At 41.6% G+C, this 16,764-nt stretch carries 21 protein-coding genes; 8 read left to right on the top strand and 13 right to left on the bottom strand.

The genetic code is table 11. The annotated features are described in order from the left end of the window. Positions 1–173 precede the first annotated feature (173 nt). The 3 genes from rsxC to IGJ17_RS07840 are packed head-to-tail and all read left to right on the top strand — an operon-like array spanning position 174 to position 3,170. Entirely contained in the window at positions 174–1,511 is a 1,338-nt protein-coding gene (gene rsxC, locus IGJ17_RS07850; RefSeq protein WP_042890379.1) for an electron transport complex subunit RsxC, read from the top strand. Further along, positions 1,504–2,574, top strand: a complete 1,071-nt coding sequence (locus tag IGJ17_RS07845) for an RnfABCDGE type electron transport complex subunit D (RefSeq protein WP_005236139.1) — start codon at positions 1,504–1,506, stop codon at positions 2,572–2,574. The genes rsxC and IGJ17_RS07845 overlap by 8 nt, the downstream gene beginning before the upstream one ends. 23 nt (positions 2,575–2,597) lie before the next feature. Next, positions 2,598–3,170 (top strand): hypothetical protein, encoded by a 573-nt coding sequence (locus IGJ17_RS07840; protein WP_429961217.1) that lies wholly within the window; start codon positions 2,598–2,600, stop codon positions 3,168–3,170. Between the two features lie 36 nt (positions 3,171–3,206). Here the strand turns inward: IGJ17_RS07840 and IGJ17_RS07835 are convergent, their stop codons facing one another. After that, positions 3,207–3,404 (bottom strand): hypothetical protein, encoded by a 198-nt coding sequence (locus IGJ17_RS07835; protein WP_005236143.1) that lies wholly within the window; start codon positions 3,402–3,404, stop codon positions 3,207–3,209. A 135-nt stretch (positions 3,405–3,539) separates the two neighbouring features. Here IGJ17_RS07835 and IGJ17_RS07830 point away from each other — a divergent pair, with 135 nt between their 5' ends. Further along, positions 3,540–3,812: a hypothetical protein gene (locus tag IGJ17_RS07830; protein WP_005226206.1), complete on the top strand. Its 273-nt coding sequence runs from the start codon at positions 3,540–3,542 to the stop codon at positions 3,810–3,812. Positions 3,813–3,901: 89 nt separating this feature from the next. On the opposite strand, the gene IGJ17_RS07825 is transcribed toward IGJ17_RS07830, so the two are convergent. The 3 genes from IGJ17_RS07825 to IGJ17_RS07815 form a co-directional block, all read right to left on the bottom strand. Next, positions 3,902–4,273 carry a hypothetical protein gene (locus tag IGJ17_RS07825; RefSeq protein WP_142424837.1) on the bottom strand — a complete coding sequence of 124 codons (372 nt, stop codon included), beginning with the start codon at positions 4,271–4,273 and terminating at the stop codon, positions 3,902–3,904. A gap of 173 nt (positions 4,274–4,446) precedes the next feature. Further along, positions 4,447–4,992 (bottom strand): ECF transporter S component, encoded by a 546-nt coding sequence (locus IGJ17_RS07820; protein ID WP_244733609.1) that lies wholly within the window; start codon positions 4,990–4,992, stop codon positions 4,447–4,449. After that, on the bottom strand, positions 4,976–5,395 hold the full coding sequence (locus IGJ17_RS07815) for a DUF4430 domain-containing protein (protein WP_142424835.1): 420 nt from the start codon (positions 5,393–5,395) through the stop codon (positions 4,976–4,978). Before IGJ17_RS07815 ends, IGJ17_RS07820 begins: the two co-directional genes overlap by 17 nt. Before the next feature lie 165 nt (positions 5,396–5,560). Here IGJ17_RS07815 and IGJ17_RS07810 point away from each other — a divergent pair, with 165 nt between their 5' ends. Together IGJ17_RS07810 and IGJ17_RS07805 are read left to right on the top strand one after the other, a co-directional pair. Then, a complete protein-coding gene (locus IGJ17_RS07810) occupies positions 5,561–6,961 on the top strand; it encodes a C69 family dipeptidase (protein WP_005236152.1) in 1,401 nt (466 codons plus the stop codon). Positions 6,962–7,146: 185 nt separating this feature from the next. Then, on the top strand, positions 7,147–7,317 hold the full coding sequence (locus IGJ17_RS07805) for a hypothetical protein (protein ID WP_005236154.1): 171 nt from the start codon (positions 7,147–7,149) through the stop codon (positions 7,315–7,317). Between the two features lie 63 nt (positions 7,318–7,380). Here IGJ17_RS07805 and IGJ17_RS07800 read toward each other — a convergent pair whose 3' ends face one another. The 4 genes from IGJ17_RS07800 to IGJ17_RS07785 form a co-directional block, all read right to left on the bottom strand. Further along, on the bottom strand, positions 7,381–8,541 hold the full coding sequence (locus tag IGJ17_RS07800) for a MalY/PatB family protein (protein ID WP_429961216.1): 1,161 nt from the start codon (positions 8,539–8,541) through the stop codon (positions 7,381–7,383). A gap of 30 nt (positions 8,542–8,571) precedes the next feature. After that, complete coding sequence (gene malX, locus IGJ17_RS07795; protein ID WP_429961215.1) at positions 8,572–10,134, bottom strand: maltose/glucose-specific PTS transporter subunit IIBC; 1,563 nt, start codon at positions 10,132–10,134, stop codon at positions 8,572–8,574. A gap of 103 nt (positions 10,135–10,237) precedes the next feature. Then, positions 10,238–11,020 carry a MurR/RpiR family transcriptional regulator gene (locus IGJ17_RS07790; protein WP_087664169.1) on the bottom strand — a complete coding sequence of 261 codons (783 nt, stop codon included), beginning with the start codon at positions 11,018–11,020 and terminating at the stop codon, positions 10,238–10,240. Between the two features lie 170 nt (positions 11,021–11,190). Beyond that, complete coding sequence (locus tag IGJ17_RS07785; RefSeq protein WP_016612107.1) at positions 11,191–11,373, bottom strand: hypothetical protein; 183 nt, start codon at positions 11,371–11,373, stop codon at positions 11,191–11,193. 164 nt (positions 11,374–11,537) lie between these two features. Here IGJ17_RS07785 and IGJ17_RS07780 point away from each other — a divergent pair, with 164 nt between their 5' ends. Together IGJ17_RS07780 and IGJ17_RS07775 are read left to right on the top strand one after the other, a co-directional pair. Next, positions 11,538–12,203 carry an NAD(P)H-dependent oxidoreductase gene (locus tag IGJ17_RS07780; protein ID WP_142424833.1) on the top strand — a complete coding sequence of 222 codons (666 nt, stop codon included), beginning with the start codon at positions 11,538–11,540 and terminating at the stop codon, positions 12,201–12,203. Next, the gene (locus tag IGJ17_RS07775) at positions 12,203–12,376 is read left to right on the top strand and encodes a hypothetical protein (protein ID WP_005236169.1); all 174 of its coding nucleotides are present in this window, start codon (positions 12,203–12,205) and stop codon (positions 12,374–12,376) included. The genes IGJ17_RS07780 and IGJ17_RS07775 overlap by 1 nt, the downstream gene beginning before the upstream one ends. A 98-nt stretch (positions 12,377–12,474) precedes the next feature. Here IGJ17_RS07775 and dat read toward each other — a convergent pair whose 3' ends face one another. From dat to IGJ17_RS07750, 5 genes are all read right to left on the bottom strand, one after another. Continuing rightward, entirely contained in the window at positions 12,475–13,329 is an 855-nt protein-coding gene (gene dat / locus IGJ17_RS07770) for a D-amino-acid transaminase (RefSeq protein WP_142424832.1), read from the bottom strand. A 129-nt stretch (positions 13,330–13,458) separates the two neighbouring features. After that, positions 13,459–14,559: an AI-2E family transporter gene (locus IGJ17_RS07765; protein WP_008381956.1), complete on the bottom strand. Its 1,101-nt coding sequence runs from the start codon at positions 14,557–14,559 to the stop codon at positions 13,459–13,461. A 161-nt stretch (positions 14,560–14,720) separates the two neighbouring features. After that, the gene (locus IGJ17_RS07760) at positions 14,721–15,149 is read right to left on the bottom strand and encodes a hypothetical protein (protein WP_008381958.1); all 429 of its coding nucleotides are present in this window, start codon (positions 15,147–15,149) and stop codon (positions 14,721–14,723) included. Positions 15,150–15,222: 73 nt separating this feature from the next. Further along, on the bottom strand, positions 15,223–15,639 hold the full coding sequence (locus IGJ17_RS07755; protein ID WP_005236183.1) for a GNAT family N-acetyltransferase: 417 nt from the start codon (positions 15,637–15,639) through the stop codon (positions 15,223–15,225). A gap of 200 nt (positions 15,640–15,839) precedes the next feature. Then, positions 15,840–16,763, bottom strand: a complete 924-nt coding sequence (locus IGJ17_RS07750) for an LCP family protein (RefSeq protein WP_034878590.1) — start codon at positions 16,761–16,763, stop codon at positions 15,840–15,842. Position 16,764 lies beyond the last annotated feature (1 nt).

Here is a 16,764-nt window from a genome sequence, read left to right as displayed (position 1 = left end):
CCTCTAGTCCATCTATCATATGAACGATCAATCATATTTATAGACTTATTATATATGAATAAACAATCATATGTCAACCGAAAGAAGTTTTTCTTGTGAAATGTAAGCGTTTTGGGTTTTGTGATTCCTTATGGCATGCTAGAATAAACTTAGGAGAGAAAGGAGTGTTGGTTATGAGAACATTTACTGGCGGTATTTCACTAAGTCCCCCATTAAAAATGTTAAAAGAAAAATTAATGATCGAACAAGATGAAATTCTTACCTTTTCACCTACGATGGTCTTTATCCCTTTAGCACAACATATTGGTGCTCCGGTGGAACCGATTGTTTCCGTTGGTGATTACGTCAAGCAAGGGCAAGTGATCGCTGAGTCTGATGCGTTTGTATCTGCCAAAATTCATGCATCTGTTTCGGGTAAAATCGTCGACATGGTCGATTGGCCGAATCAAAACAATGAAGAAGGAAAAACCATCATCATTGAAAATGATTATGCTTATCAAAATGATTTTTTGTCAGCCCCCTTCGACTGGCAATCTGCTGCTAACGAAACCATCCTCAACAAAATCCGTCAAGGCGGCGTCGCCGGCAAAGGCGGTGCAACGTTTCCCACCCATGTCAAATTCAGTATTGATGAAACCAAAAAAATCCATACTTTGATCTTAAATGGTTCTGAATGTGAGCCGTTCTTACGCAGTGATGCTTTCTTAATGCAAAAAGAAGCCCAGAAAATCATTCACGGTGCAAAGATCGCCCAAAAGTTACTGGATGGTCCAAAAATCATAATAGGCATCGAAGATGACAAACCAAGAGCCATTTCAGCCATGCAAGCCGCAAGTGCAGAGGATGACACGATAGAAGTCGTTACTGTCCCAACTGTTTATCCAACCGGTGGTGAAAAGCAGTTAGTAGAGTTATTGACCGATCAAGAGGTGCCGTTAGGTGGTTTGACTGCCGATATCGGTATCGTCTTGATCAATGTTGCCACCAGCTTTGCCATCGCCGAAGCGGTCTGTTATGACAAACCGTTGATTGAACGCTATACAACCGTTACCGGCGATGTTCAAAATCCCTGCATCGTCAAAAATCCGTTAGGAACACTCGCAGGAGAATTGATCGACTTTGCCGGCGGCTTTCAAGGAGCCCCCAGCAAATTGATTCTTGGTGGACCAATGATGGGAAAATCCGTCAAAACCTTGAAAGTTCCGGTCACCAAAGGCAGCAACGGCATCGTTGTTTTTAATGAAGAAACCGATTGGCTCTATGCCGAAAACCCCTGTATTCGCTGCAACAAATGTGTCGAAGCTTGTCCAATGCGCCTCATGCCAATGGAGATCGATCAGTTTTATCGAGCGGGGGATTATCAAAAGTGTGAAGAATTATTGGCAGAAGCATGTATCAATTGTGGTGCCTGTACCTTCGTCTGCCCAGCTAAACGTTCCTTAGCTGCCAATATCACTGCCGCAAAAGGCAAAGTTGCCCAGTTGCAAAAGGAGGCGAAGGAAAGTGCCTGATTATTACAAGGATTCCGATAGCGAACGTCTCTTTCAGCAAAGGAAAAATCAAGAAACACCCCCAAGCCCCCATATTCGCAGCAATGACGAGACCATTAAAATCATGGGGTGTGTGGTATTAGCCTTGCTGCCAGCAGTTTTATTCTCTGGCTACCTTTTTGGATTGAAAGTTTATGGCTTGTTTTTCATTGCACTAGCCACGGCGTTTGCTGCCGACGGACTTTGGTCCTATCTTGTCAAACGGCCGTTTCGCTTCGATTTAAGCATCGTCGTGACGGCCTTGCTTTTAACGATGAACCTCCCACCAACCGCACCTTGGTATTTTCCCGTGATTGGGGTGGCGTTTGCCGTAATCATCGTCAAAGAATTTTTTGGCGGTATTGGTTATAATTTTCTAAATCCAGCCCTCGGCGGTCGAGCCCTGTTGATTGGCTTGTTTTATAACCAAATGTTTCTAATCAGTTGGCCTGATCCACCTTTTGGCAGCATCGCACCTGATGTCGTTTCGCAGGCTACAGCGAACGATGTTGTTTCTGGTGCCACACCATTAGCTGTCATGAAAGCAGGAGAAACGTTGAGTGGCTCTGAACTAGTGGACGCCTTTTTAGGATTTACCGGAGGACGAATCGGTGAAACCAGTGCCTTACTTTTACTGTTGGGTGGGATTTTTCTCGTTTACAAGAAAATCATCTCCCCTCGTATCCCACTGATTATCTTTGCGACGATCGGGCTCTTTGCTTTTATCCTTGGTCCAGAAGGACTTTTTACTGGCAGTTGGCAAACGGTCATCGGTCATATCATCAGTGGTGGTGCCATGTTGGGTGCGATTTATATGGCGACTGATTATTCTTCGACACCAGGAACAAAAGCAGGAGAAAATCTTTTTGCCTTAGGCGTTGGCCTCCTCGTTGTGCTCTTCCGTTTCTTTGGTTTTACAAATGAAGGCATGAGCTATGCCATCTTGATCATGAATTGTTTCACCCCACTTATTGATCGCTTCTTACGCCTTCGCATATTAGGGGAAGGAAAAAAGACCCCGTTCAACCTTAAAATCATGAGCTAAATCGTAAAAAAGGAGGGTTCCTTATGATGATCGCCAATCGGCTAGTGGTCTTTCTAGTCATTCTACTCACAAATTACGCCTGTCAAAATTTGGCACCGACCGTCAAAGAGAAAAAACCGAACGTGACGACACGGGTGGTTTTCCTCTCAGGGATCATTGCGGTCGCTTACTTGTTCAGTGGGTTAAGCTTTTATCTTTTACTTCAAAATCGTTTCGTCTATGGCAATCAAGTGGTCACCAACTTGGTAAGTGCTGCCATCATCGCCTTGATTGCGGGGGGCTTGTGTTTACTGATCGTTCCTGCAAAAAAACGTTTCTTGACGACTGATCTAAAAAAAACGCTCCTAGTCAATGTTCTCTTGCTGACGATCGCCACCGTGAGCCAATTTCCCTATACCGATTATTTAACCAATTTATTTGTTGCTGTAGGCATGTATTTCCTCTTTTCTTGTGCTTTGTCAGGGGTTCATACACGGAATCAAATTGCCACGATTCCGCCAATTCTAAAAGGTTTACCACTGGATATCGTAACACTTTTTCTATTCTATCTAAGCTTTTCCTTTCTCAATGGTGTCTTCTTCAATTATTTATTCTAAACAAAAAGCAAGTCCCGCTTTGGCAGCGGAACTTGCTTATTTTTTGCGGAATAACTCTCTGAAGGAACCGATCAAAAAACCAGTCGAAAAAGCATTTTGTGCTTTTTGCTCTTTTTCAGCAGCGATTTTTTGTCGGGTTCGCAGCCCCTTATTGGCATTTTTGGACTTCTTCCCTTCACGGAGTTCTTTCGAAGCCTTTTGAAACTCATTTGAGAAACGATTATACCCAACCATGTCGTTTCCCTCCTTTCTTTGTGCTTGACCTATAATAACGAGGATTTATTATAGGAATTGCCTTTCTGATGCAAATCAGGTAACATAACAGACAGAAAGATGATTTATCCCAGGTTTATCAGAAAGGAAGATCCCATGAACGAAACCCACACTGGATTGTTAGTCAATAGCCGCGTTTTTCAAGAAACGCCAATGATGCTGACAGGTATCCAACTTTTAGAAGACCACAAAATCGTAAATTGCATTATTAAGGATCGCTACTTAGCCAGCTATGTCTTACGCCTTCCATTAAATAAATACCAATTAGAAGTTGAAGGAAAATGGAACAAGCGGGAACAGTTAGTGATCAAACATATGAAGATCAAGAATATCGATGAATTTATTAAAATCGTCGGTACGCCAGAATAACAGGACTCACGAAAAGCAAGTGCAGACAACTGCCCTTGCTTTTTTTCTGAAAAAATCCAACTGATTTTTCCCGCGTGTTCCTCCGATGTTTATCGCGACATTCTGGTAAACCGATCGATCAAGGCTTTTTGCTCCTCTTTGATACCGATCGCCAACGGTTTGATCATTAATTTGACAGTGGTCGAAGGTGTCTGAATCTGAACTTTTTTATTTACCACACCGCCTAGTTGTAATTTTGTGATCTCATGGATCATAATTGTCTGCATCCCTTTTTCATGAAATTGCAGATCTAACTGAATCAAGTGGATTTTTTCTTCGTCAACCACCACGATAAAATACTTTGGTGTTGGCAGGGCAATCTTTTTGGCTTCCTCGGCATAACCAGCCAGTTTTCCATGGAACTTCGCACGGTAGCTTTCTAAATCATCTTTTTTCACGATCCATTTCATCAAAAGCCACATCCTTCCTTAGATACCTTAAGGATACCTGCAGAAAACGCTTTTGCACAACAATATGCCTGCTTGTTTCCTCACATAGCCCCATTCAACACGTTTGATCATCAAAGACTTTTTCTCTAGACATAGATGTTTTTGTCACCACGACTGCTGAGTCAAGCAAAAAGACAGCGAGGCGCTTAGTGCCCTTCGCTGTCTTTATTTGGATAGTAGTGTTGGAAAAGTCGCAGAAAAATCGGTGCCAGCATCAAATAAAAGATGCCATTCCCCGCTGCATGCAACGCATCAAAGCTCAATCCTTGAAAGTAATAAGCCCAAAAGCTGGGAAACCCATAAAGCTTGACACTGATCCAAGAAATCACAAAGCCATACGCAAAACCTGCAAATACACTATAAATGACTTGTAAATACAACTTTTTCATAAACAGTTTGCTTTTTGATAATAGATACATTCCAAAAATTACGACGGCATAGCTAATCAATTGGGCAATCGTCCATACCCCCATTCCCATGTAAAAATTGGTAATCAGCATCGAGAGCAGACAAACGATCAATCCACGACTAAGACCTAAATGGATGGTTACTAATAAAAAGATCACCGTCATTGGTTGAACATTGGGTAAGGGTTGAAAAAGTGTCCTGCCGACGACGGCTGCTGCTACAAGCAACCCTAAATAAGCAATTTCTTTTCCAGCAAATACAAGTGGTTTATTCGAATTTTTCATAGGTGAAAACCACTTTATCGTTGTTTCCTAAAAAGGTATCATCTGCCCCAGTCGTAATCATTTCATCATTGATCGTATATGTCCAATAATAGCCAGCTTTTTCATCTTGGGCTAAACCTTCGATGCTGGTGATCATCCCTTGATTTTCTTCCAAGTCAAAGTTCTCTTTCATGATAGTCATCAAAGAAACCCCTTCTTTAAAAGTGACGGTTTTGGTTTCGATCTCCTGGTCTTGCTCTTCACTTTTATTATTGAAGCTGATTTGGGCAGTGCGCTCTTCGGCATTTTGTTGGACTGACGAAGAGTCACTAGAGGAGTTACCCGCATCCATCGATGGTTTGGCACATCCGGCAAAAACCAGACTTAGTAAAAAAATATAACTAAAAATTACTGTTTTCTTCATAATAATGGCTCCTTTGATTTTTTTTACAACACCTTATTGTACTAAAAATAAATAAAAAAGGCGAAATTTTTTTGTTCCCCTCTATAGAAAGCATTGTAAATCCATGTGACTATGGGTATACTAGCTTCAATCATTCGTAAGAAGAAATGAAGGAGTGTTGGAAAGATGGATAGAAAAAAAGCGTCCTGTACCACTTTACTAGTAGGAAAAAAAGCATCGATTGACGGCTCGACCATGATTGCCCGTAATGAAGATTCAGGGAGCGGTTCGGAACCGCAAAAATTCGTCGTCATCACTCCAGAACAGCAAGGAAATGAATTTTACGCCGTTTTAAGCGGCTGTCGAATCCGTTTACCTAAGGATCCCTTACGTTATACTTCGACACCTGAAGCAGATGAATCCCAAGGAGTCTGGGCAGCTTCAGGAATCAATGAAGTAAATATCGCCATGACTGCGACAGAAACGATTACGACCAATTCACGCGTTTTGGCCATTGATCCATATGTGGAAGATGGTATCGGGGAAGCTGATTTCGTCAGCATTGTACTGCCTTACATTCATTCCGCTAAAGAAGGTGTTCTTCGCCTAGGGGAACTCTTAGAAACCTATGGGACCTACGAAGCCAACGGGATCGCGTTTTCTGATGCCGAGGAAATTTGGTATATGGAAACCATCGGTGGACATCACTGGGCAGCTGTTCGCATACCAGATGATGCCTATGTCGTGGCACCCAATCGCTTAAACATTGATCACTTCGATTTCGCCTCAGAAATGACGTTGTGTTCGCAGGATCTCGAACAGTTGATTGAAGACTATCAATTAAATCCTGATTTTGAAGGCATTAATCTACGCCATATTTTTGGCAGCTCCTCAGAAAAAGATACCCGTTACAACAACCCGCGGGCATGGTACATTCAAAAACACTTTAGCGGAACAGTTGCTGAACCGATCGATCAAGAGCTCCCGTTTGTATGCTACCCAAAACAAAAGCTATCCGTGGAAGATGTAAAATGGGCATTGAGCTCCCACTTCCAAAATACGCCTTTTGACCCTTACGGTACAGGGACCGAGACACAAAAAACACAATTTCGATCGATTGCTCTCAATCGCAACCAGCAAGTCCATATTTTGCAGATCCGCAACCACGTGCCTGCAGCAATCGCTGGCATTCATTGGCTCGCCTTTGGCCCCAATACCTTCAACGGCGTTGTGCCCTTTTATGCAGCTATCACTAAGACCCCACTTGGCTATTGTGATACGACAAAGACCTACGATCCAACAAATAGCTATTGGTTAGGACGCACCTTGGCGTTGATTGGGGACAGCGACTACGATCGCTATAGTGATCTTGCCAACCGTTTTGAAATGGAAACGATGGCGGCTTGTCGCCGCATCCAACAAGAAACTGATCGTAAAGCTTCCGCTGAAAAGGAGCCTACTCGTCTGCTTGAAGAAGCCAACGCTGAGATGGCCGAACTGTATTTAAAAAATGCAACAACGTTACTAGGAAAAATGGTGGAGTCTGGCAGTAATAAAATGGCCTTGCGTTTTTCTTTAGCCGATTAGTCAATCGTTGAAAATAAAAGAATTAACAAAATCTTTACATGGAATTGCAGCAATCTAAACATTGCTCTCCTATACTAAAGATACCAATTCGTTTTCTTTTTCCTTGCTGGTACAAATCAAGCAATTGATTTGTACTGGTCCCCCTATTGAAGACCAGTTGGGAAAAAACGTTGGGAGGAATGAGCATGACTGCAAGTATTTATCGGACTGTCACCAACGAAATTGTTAAAGGTGAAATCATCAAGAGCCAGAGTCAGCAAGATATGCTGATCATTCAAGACAAAAAAGGCTATTTCCATGTCGTTGAACCAATCCCCGCTACTACTACATCAACTCCCCACAGGACGAAAGACTAAAAAATCCACTGGCGATCAGAAAGAATACAGGATCTTTCTGATTGCTCAGTGGGTTCTTTTTTGTTATGTCAAACTCAATGTGAATCGGTTCAATCCATCAATGAGTTTTTCTCGCGAACAGCCAACGTTTAGGCGTAAAAAATTTCTCCCTTCATTCCCATAGATTTCCCCTGACATAATCGCGACTTTTCCCTTACGAATCATTCGTTGCTGCAATTCCACCATCGTTAAATCCAGTGCTGTACAATCAATCCACATAAGATACGTGGCTTCGCTTTTCGTGACCACGAGTTCTGGATGATATTCCTGTAAATAAGCAATCACATAAGCAATGTTATCATCCAGATAGTCATTGAGCTGATCCACCCACTTACTTTCATTATCGTAGGCAGCAATCGTTGCGGTCATGCCAAAAATACTGGTGGAGCTCAACCCATCGGCTTCTTTTAACTGAGTTAAGAAGCGATCACGCAATTTGGAGTCAGGAATGATTCCATAAGAATAAATCAACCCTGGGAAATTAAACGTTTTGCTACCCGAAGTAACAAGGGCTACATTTTTTTGCAACAAATCAATGATTGGTTGATGCCTTTGTCCTTTTCTTACAATATCCATATGAATCTCATCAGAGATGATAAATACATCATGGGTTTTCGCCAATTCGATCATTCGTTGCAACTCATCTTTTTGCCAGACTCTCCCAGTTGGGTTATGAGGACTACATAAGAGAAGAACTTTGTTTTCAGGCTGTGCCATCAATCTTGTTAGCTCTTCAAAATCAATGCGATACGAGTTGGCATCATAGATGAGTGCATTAGGTACGATTTTTCTTTTGTTCTCTTTGATCATTTTATAAAACGCATCATACGCTGGCGTCTGAATAATGATCCCATCTCCTGGATTGCTGAGTAAGGTGACGAGTAGTTTGATGCTATACATGACGGAAGGACTGTAGACCAGCCAATCGCTGTCGATCCTACTTTTAAAGCGTTCAGAATACCATTTGCAGACTGCTTGCTTGAATTCATTGTGATTCCAACGTGTATACCCAAATACCGGGTGCTGCATCCGCTTGATAAGTGCCGCTTCAACTGCAGCTGGCACCTTGAAATCCGTATCGGAAATCGTAAATGGCAACAAGTTTTTTTCACCAAAACGGTCTTCCACATAATCCCACTGAGTACACTGGGTTCCTTTACGATTGATTGGTTCATCAAAAAACATTTTCTTCACTCCTACTACTTGACAATTTTGCTAAAGAATCGCATCAAGTTGATTTCTGACTGTTGTTACTTTCGTTCCAATGATTACTTGAACGTTCGTATCATCTAAGTGAACGACCCCAAGCGCACCTAGTTTTTTTAGCCGTTCATCATCAACCAATGTACCATCGTTTAGAACGAGGCGTAGCCGGGTAATGCAATTGTCTAAAGAATCAATATTGCTTGCTCCCCCTAAAGCTGCCAAAATACCATGGGCATCGTAGCCACTCTTTCCAGAATAGGTCATTTCCTCTTCCAACTCATTCGTTTGATCGTTGTTCTCTTCTCTACCAGGTGTCTTCAAGTTCTTGCGAAGGATCACTGTTTTAAAAACAAAGTAATACAGGGCAAACCAGCAAGCTCCTACGATCAGAACGAGCCACCATTTTGTATATGCGCCTTGCATCACGCCAAAGATAAGAAAATCAAGCACGCCCCCATCGGTATTTCCAATCGTGACACCCAATAGACTCATTACCATAAATCCAGCACCTGTCATGATGACATGAAAAATCCATAATAAAGGGCTGATGAATAAGAATAAAAATTCGATTGGTTCAGTAATTCCTGTCACAAAAGTTGCAATGACGCCTGAAATCAACAAGCCTTTTATCTTTGAACGATTCTCAGGTTTTGCCGTCTGGTACATAGCTAATGCTGCTGCCGGTAAGCCAAACATAAAGGTTGGCATTTTCCCTTGAGACAAGAACGCCGTTGCACTTGGTGAGATGCTTAAACCGTTTTGTAATTCCGCATAAAAAATATTTAACGCCCCAAAGACTTGCTGACCATCGATCAGCTGACTTCCCCCTGCTTCGGTAAAGCGAATCATGGAAACCAAAATATGGTGTAACCCAAATGGCAGTAATAAGCGCTCACCTGAACCAAATAAGAACGGACCGAAAGGACCAGCTTGTTGGATCAAATGTCCGATTCCTGTGATGATCATAGCAAACAATGGCCAAATCATCGGAATGATCACCCCGACCACAGCTAAAGTAAGCGAGGTGATGATTGGAACAAACCGGGCTCCTGAAAAGAAGGCAAAACTATCTGGCAATTGAAAATGGTAGAAGCGCATATGCAATTTATAAACGATCAATCCTGCGATAATACCACCTAGAACACCCATTGATAATGTTTGAATGCCAAAAACGATCTCTTGTCCTGCTTCTCGAAGTTGATCTGCAGTAGCTAATTGATTCGTTTCTTGTAAATAAAAATTGATGGATAAATGCATCACGACATAGCCCACAAAGCCTGAAAATGCCGCAACTCCCTTCTCTTTTCGTGCTAGACCTAAAGGAATCGCCATCGCAAACATGACGGGTAAGTAACTAAAGGCAAACCCACCGATCGTTGACATGAAACGAAAAACCACTTGGAGCCAAGGAGCACCTAAAAATGGGAAAACGTCGATCGTTGAAGAAGATGAAAATGAACTACCAATCCCTAAAAATAAACCCATGAATGCGAGTAAAGCGACTGGCAACATAAATGTTTTCCCAAGTCCTTGAAAAATTTCCATCCAGCTTGCTTTCTTTCCTTTTTGCATATCATTTCCTCCTAACACTTTTATCTCTTAAAATGTAAACGATATCAAGAAGGCTTACAATACAGTTACCAAAACAAGAATGACCATTCACAAAATGGAATGGTCATTCAGGATCAAGTCCTGGTTCGATTTGATTGGCGTATTGAATAATTAAAATATCCAGTAACGCTGCTAAAGAGATCCGTGGGCTCAAATCGACTTCATGATGATAAATCGTTGTCATTTCAACAGAAAAAGAGAAGGTGGCAAGCTTTTCCAACGTGCTTGTTGATTGACCAATACAGGCTAAAATCGGCACACCTCTTTGTTTCAACCGGTTAGCATAATTTAGCATCCCGATTGTTTCCCCACTATGACTAATAAAAATAGCCATATCTTTTTTTGATAGTTGATTAGCGATGGTTGTCAATTCATCCCAATCCGTTGAAGCGCCAACCGTTTTTCCTAAGAACCGCAACTTTCGACTCGCAGATAATGCAACCGGCGCACTTTGCCCTAAAGCAAAAAATTCGATTCGTTGTGCTTGCTGAAGCATTTCCACGGCACGCTGAAAGTCGGCTTCTTCGATCATTGATAAGGATGCCGCCAGCTGGTCAATCATTTGCTTGATCAGTGGGGATAAACCAAGAGAAGCTTGAGTAGATGATTTTTTTTCAAGAGTTTGATAATTCTTCAGTGAAAATTTGAATTCTTGAAAACCGGTAAAGCCAAGCTTTTTTGCCATTCTGCTGATCGTCGCTTGACTGGTGTACGTTTGGGAAGCTAACTCATCGGCCGTCATTTCTGAAACTTTCTCGGGCGCCCTTAAACAATAGTTAAGGACCGTTCTTTCTACTCGGTTCAGCTCTGGAATTTTGTATTGGATTCGTTTATATAAATGATTCATCACCTGCTTCTCCTCTCTACTATTGCTTCATTCTTCCGTCTCCACTATGCTTCATTTACTCATTATACCTTCCCTCAACAAAAGTACAAACTGATGATGAATGGCTTGAAATAAAAAAAAGGACTCACCCTTTGAGGAGTGAGCCATCTTTGTTATTTTCTTTGCATCGGTCATCTGTAGACAGTCACTTCAGTAAACTCTTGCCCGTTGCCGTAATCATTTTCTTTCGTATGACGCTTTCCATCAATTCGTTGTTTGCAATTGGCAAGTCCATTTTCGACATAGTTCACTGTATTTGCAACGATCCTTATTATAGTTGCTAGACCTTTCATCAAGGGATCATTTGATTCCATCCTCTATTCCCCCATTTCTATCACGCTTAAGCCGCTACTGGCTTTTTCTTATAACAAGTATAAAAGAAGTACCTTAAACGAAACTAAAAGAGAAGAACTTCGACAAAAAGAAAAGCAGACTAGTTTCTCTTTTTGGTAAAATATGGTAAATGTAATAGGAAAGGATGATCAGTCTCATGATAAAAACTTTAGTGGTAGCCAGCCATCCGGATTTCCACAATTCGCTTTCCCAACGATTCTTTAGTGAAAGTGCCAAGCTTCCTAACGTCACCATGCATTTCCTTGATGATCTTTCTGATTTTTCTCTCGCCAATGAACGGATGCTGTTGCAAACATGCGATCGTTTGATTCTACAATTCCCCCTATATTGGTACAGCGTTCCAGCAAAAATGAAAGCTTGGATCGATACGGTTTGGGAAAAATGTGCCCCTGCATTGGTGGGCAAGGAAATTAGTTTCGCCGTTTCTACCGGCGTTGCCGCCAAAGAATTTCAGCTAGGCGGCCGAGAAAATACGACCTTCAATGAAATTTTGCACCCACTGGTACTCATGGCAAAAAAACACCAAATGACGGTACTCCCCATCGTTGTCCTCGATCAACTGATGTATAAATCAGAACAAGAGAAACGAGCCTTTGTCATTGCCTATCAGCAACTGTTATCAATGCCGGCTCCCTTTACATTTGATCAAAAGCAACAATGGTTTAGCGAAAAGCTGGCGCGTTTGGTTTCTGAAAAACCGCAGCTTGCTCCTTTGCTATCCCTGTTGCAGGAAAACCATGAAACATTGACCGAATTAGAAGACGCTTTAACTGAATTGGAGGTGCTGTGATGGATCACGAATGGCTGAAGCCACTGATAGAGCAGTCAATAAAAGAAACAGCTGACTATCACGAAAAAGCATTTTTGCAAGAACTAGAGAAGTTGCTTCATCAGCAAGAAATTCGAATCGAATTGAAACAAGGAGAACTTGACGGAAAATTGTGGAATCCTAGTGAATGGTAAAATCTGCACTTGTATCCAAGAAAAAACTTTGGTCCACCTAGCTATAAAACATGCTGGGTGGGCCAAAGTTTTTTTGAATCGTTTCTTTTGCTTGTTAACTAGGATTCGCACATACTCTTTGTAGCAGCGATATAGGCTGCTTGCAAACGTTTCGTGATCGAACCCAATGTACCATCGCCAACTGATTTCCCATCTACTTTGACGATAGGCACAATTTCCCAGACAGAATTGGTCAAAAAACATTCTTGCGCGTTGTTTAGTACCTCAACAGGGACAGGTTCTTCTCGATAAGGAATTTCTAATTGCTGACACAACTGTAGCACCTTCATTTTCGTGATACCTGGTAATACCAAGCGTCCATCCGGATGTGTATAGACGATACCATCAATGACAAACCAGAGATTTGATGCCGAAGCTTCCGTGAAACATCCATCTCGTTGCAGGAGTGCATCATCGAACCCCGCTTCGATCGCTTGATCTAGCGCTAACAGATTTCCTAACAAGCTCAATGATTTGATATCACAATGCAACCAACGCTCATCTGGAAGAACGGTCGCAGTTAGCCCTGCATGCTGCATTTCCAGAGGTCGTTCAAAGGGGATCACATTTGCGGTCACGACTCCTTTGACTGCTCCAGCAGACGGAAACTCGTGATTGCGGGGAGAGGCGATTCCTCTGGTGATTTGAAGATAGATCTCTCCTTCTGTGATTCCTTCGGTTTTAACCAGTAACTTAAGGTTTTCAGTTAATTGGGGAATTGTATAAGGCAACGTCAGTTTAATTTTTTGCGCACTACTTTCTAAGCGAGTCATATGCTCCCCTAACATAAAGCAGCGACCATTATAGATTCGAATCACTTCATAGATTCCGTCACCATACTGATAACCGCGATCTTCAATGTCAATTTTCACCGCTTCTCGATCAACGATTTGATCGTTCCATAAAACCTTCATTTCCTCACTCCTATCGTCCTTCTCGTTTCAATAAGTATAGCATTTGTCTTTAGGCCTTGCTACGTAGTGCTTAAAAACAAAAAAACCTGCTGATGGAGACCGCTCCAACAGCAAGGTAGAACATTTTCGTTATAATGAATCTTTATCAATTACAGATCGTTCTAATTTTCGTTCTTGAAAAAAACGCAACAATGTACCAGACATTGCCATCACGATCGAATACACTGGCAGTGCCACAATCATGCCTACAAATCCAAGCAAGTTGCCGGCAATCAATAATAAGAAAACCGCAATGATTGGATGGATATGCAATACTTTTTTCATCACTAATGGTGAAACAAGATATGATTCACCTAACTGAATGATCGTGATTCCGACAATCAGAAAAATAGCTGTTCGAATGTCTTGACTTAACGCAAATAAAAAGGCTGGTGCTGCTCCGATAAAGGGGCCGAAATAAGGAATAATGTCCAGAACGCCGCAAATTAATCCTAATAGTAAGGCATTTTGTAAGCCTAGCAAAGAAAAAATGAAATAGCTTGAAACCGCAACATAAGAACAAACCAGCAATTTCCCACCGATGTACGCTGACGCTGCTTGATGAAAATCACTACAAAGTTGTCGCATTAAGCCTTGATAGTTTTTCGGTGTCTTACTTGCCAAAAAATCAGGAACTTTCTCACCGTCTTTAAACATATACACTAATAACAGTGGGATCGTAAACAAGACGATCGCTGAATGAGAAACGATGGAGATCAAACTCGTCAGACTATTGGTTGCCCCGGTAATAAACTGTAAGGCAAAGTTGCTAGCTTGGGAAATATCAATCGAATCAATAAAAGGACCAAATAATTCTTCTAAATAAGAATGATCAATAGTATCGATCACCAAATTGATGATGATGGGAATTTGATTGATAAAACGCCCCATCTCATAGGCTAATGCTGGTCCAATCACCTGAACGATCAAATACGCTGCAAAAACGATCAGCAGCAATGTCGAATATAGCGCAATGCTTTTCTTTTTCGTTCTTTTTTTTACCCAATTAAAGAAAGGTAAAAAGATGTAAAAAATAAAAATTGAAATCAATACTGGTAAAAAGACACTAGAAAAGATGGCTTCCAGTGGTCGAAAGACAAACAGTATATTTGAATAGATCCAGACCGCGATCCCTAAGAGACAGACGATCACTAGACCTGCAAAAATTTTTGATTTTTTAAGAAACTCCAATAATAAATCCTCCTGATTCTAGAAAGTAATTCAACTTCTTTCAGTTTAGCATAATTTTAAAAACGAAGGATGATTTCAAGAAGAATTTTTCAAAAATCCATGTTTTTCATAGCAAACTTTCAATTAATTTAATTTTTTTCATCTCTATATCTCGAATCTAATCAATTTTGATGAGCTGAAAACGGCAACGGAATATGCAACCGTCTGACAAAGTAGACTGCTGAAGCAAACTGGAGCAACCCTAGCAAAAAGAAAATCACATGCAAGACATTCCATTCTTGTAATAAGATGACCTGCACGATGATCCAGACAACTAAACTCATGCCTAAAAGCATTACCCCGTGGTACCCTTTGTTAAGCCGCAAGAGGAAAACAACAATCAGATTACCCAAACCTAAGATAGCGAACAAAAACAAGCCGGGAATTAAGAAGGTCGTGAAGGGTGTTCCTTGCAGCATGGCCGCTTCCAAACCAGCAAATGTCTCCCCTTTGCTTAACGGCTCAATGCTTTTAAACGCCAATAGACTTCCTCCACAAGCGCCAACACCAATAAAGAGACACAAAAAAAGTAACGCAAAGCGCATCTTCATTTTTCTCCACTCCTTCTTAAAACCCAACGCAACTAAAAAAATATTCTCAGTGACACATCGATTTTCTTATTCCTTATTCGCTTTTTGCTGAATAGATAAATGCGGCAATTTGCTGCTCTTCCACAGAGGAAAAGCCACACGCCTCATAAAAATGACGCGTTTTTTCTGTGTTGTCCGTAATCAAAACCTTTTGCCGTATTGATGGATGATTCGCCAGCATTTTTTTGAGTAATCGCTGACCAATTTTTTGACCTTGGAACTCGGATGCTACTAATAGATCTTGAATATAAAGAATGGTTTGTCCATCGGTTATGCAACGGATAAGCCCCACTAGCTGCTCTTCAACATAGGCCGTGATCACCTCTGAGTGGGCTAACGCTTTTAAAAGACGCTCGGGATCTTTAGTATAGGCGCTCCAGCCAACTCCCTCATACAAAGCGAGTACTTGATTTGAATCAGATGGTAATTGGTCTTTAAAGACGATCTTCATACTTTTCCTCCTTGTAATAACTTAGCGACAGGGTGGAACAATAGAAATAGAGTTGACAACTCTTTTCCAAACAAACTCTTGTTATTAAGCCGTAATGCATTGCTTGACTAAAGAGTATCCTGAGGAAAAGCGGCTGTCAACTCTAATTACGAAATACTTGAAGAACAAAATTGAACTGGTTCTGTTTCTAAGCCAGGACGTTAATCAATCAACAACTCATTTTTTAAACGTTGGCTCGTCGTCTGTTGCTCTTCAGGCGTTACTTCTTGATAGGAAATTCCATATTCTCCTCTGAAGCCATCGCCGGTGAACCCACTGCCAGCCATTTGGTAAGACTCGACAGTCCCTAATGCTGATTGATATTGGATAAATAATTGACTCATTTGCGAAAAAGTTAGATCGGTTTCGCCATTTTCTCCAATGATCGTTAGCAGATCCTGAATCCGCATCACGCTGGAAAGTGAAACTAACTCTTTTGCCAGAATCTCAGTCACTTCTCTCTGACGGCGCTGACGGCCATAGTCACCTTCTGGATCATCCTTTCGCATACGAGTATACTGAAGCGCCTCCCAGCCATCTAAATCGAGGATCCCCTCTGGGTAATCGATTTTCTCAGCAGTAAAAGCAAATTCATTTTCAACCGTGATGCCACCAATTGCATCAACAAGATCTGCCATCCCATCCATGTTTAAGGAGAAATAATGATGGATCGGTATATCAAGATATTGTTCGACGGTTTCAATCATCATCTTTGCCCCACCAAAAGAATGGGCATGATTGATTTTATCATGGTACCCTTGTCCCACGATTTCCACATAAGCATCTCTAGGAATACTCGTGAGGGTGGTTTTTCTTGTGGCAGGGTTCAACGTTGCTACCATGATGGTGTTGGCGCGAAAATCGGTTTTGCGACGAGAGTCATTGGCGATCCCTAACAAAAGAAGGCTCAGAGGCTCGGCATTTTCGATGACTTCCGCCTCTTCTCGTCCTTCGATTGGACGATGGATCGAGTGGGCAACATCCTCTACTTGAAAATACACCCTAACCGCATAGACAGTTCCTGCTGAGATAATTCCGGTCAGCAATACCAGGAAAATGATTATTAGTTTTTTTGCTGTACTCAAT

Origin of the sequence: Enterococcus sp. DIV1096b (genome assembly GCF_050498765.1) — a bacterium.
GTDB classification, from domain to species: Bacteria; Bacillota; Bacilli; order Lactobacillales; family Enterococcaceae; genus Enterococcus_D; species Enterococcus_D entomosocium.
The sequence above is the reverse complement of the archived record's forward strand: the minus strand, read 5'-3'. Positions and strand labels throughout refer to the sequence as shown.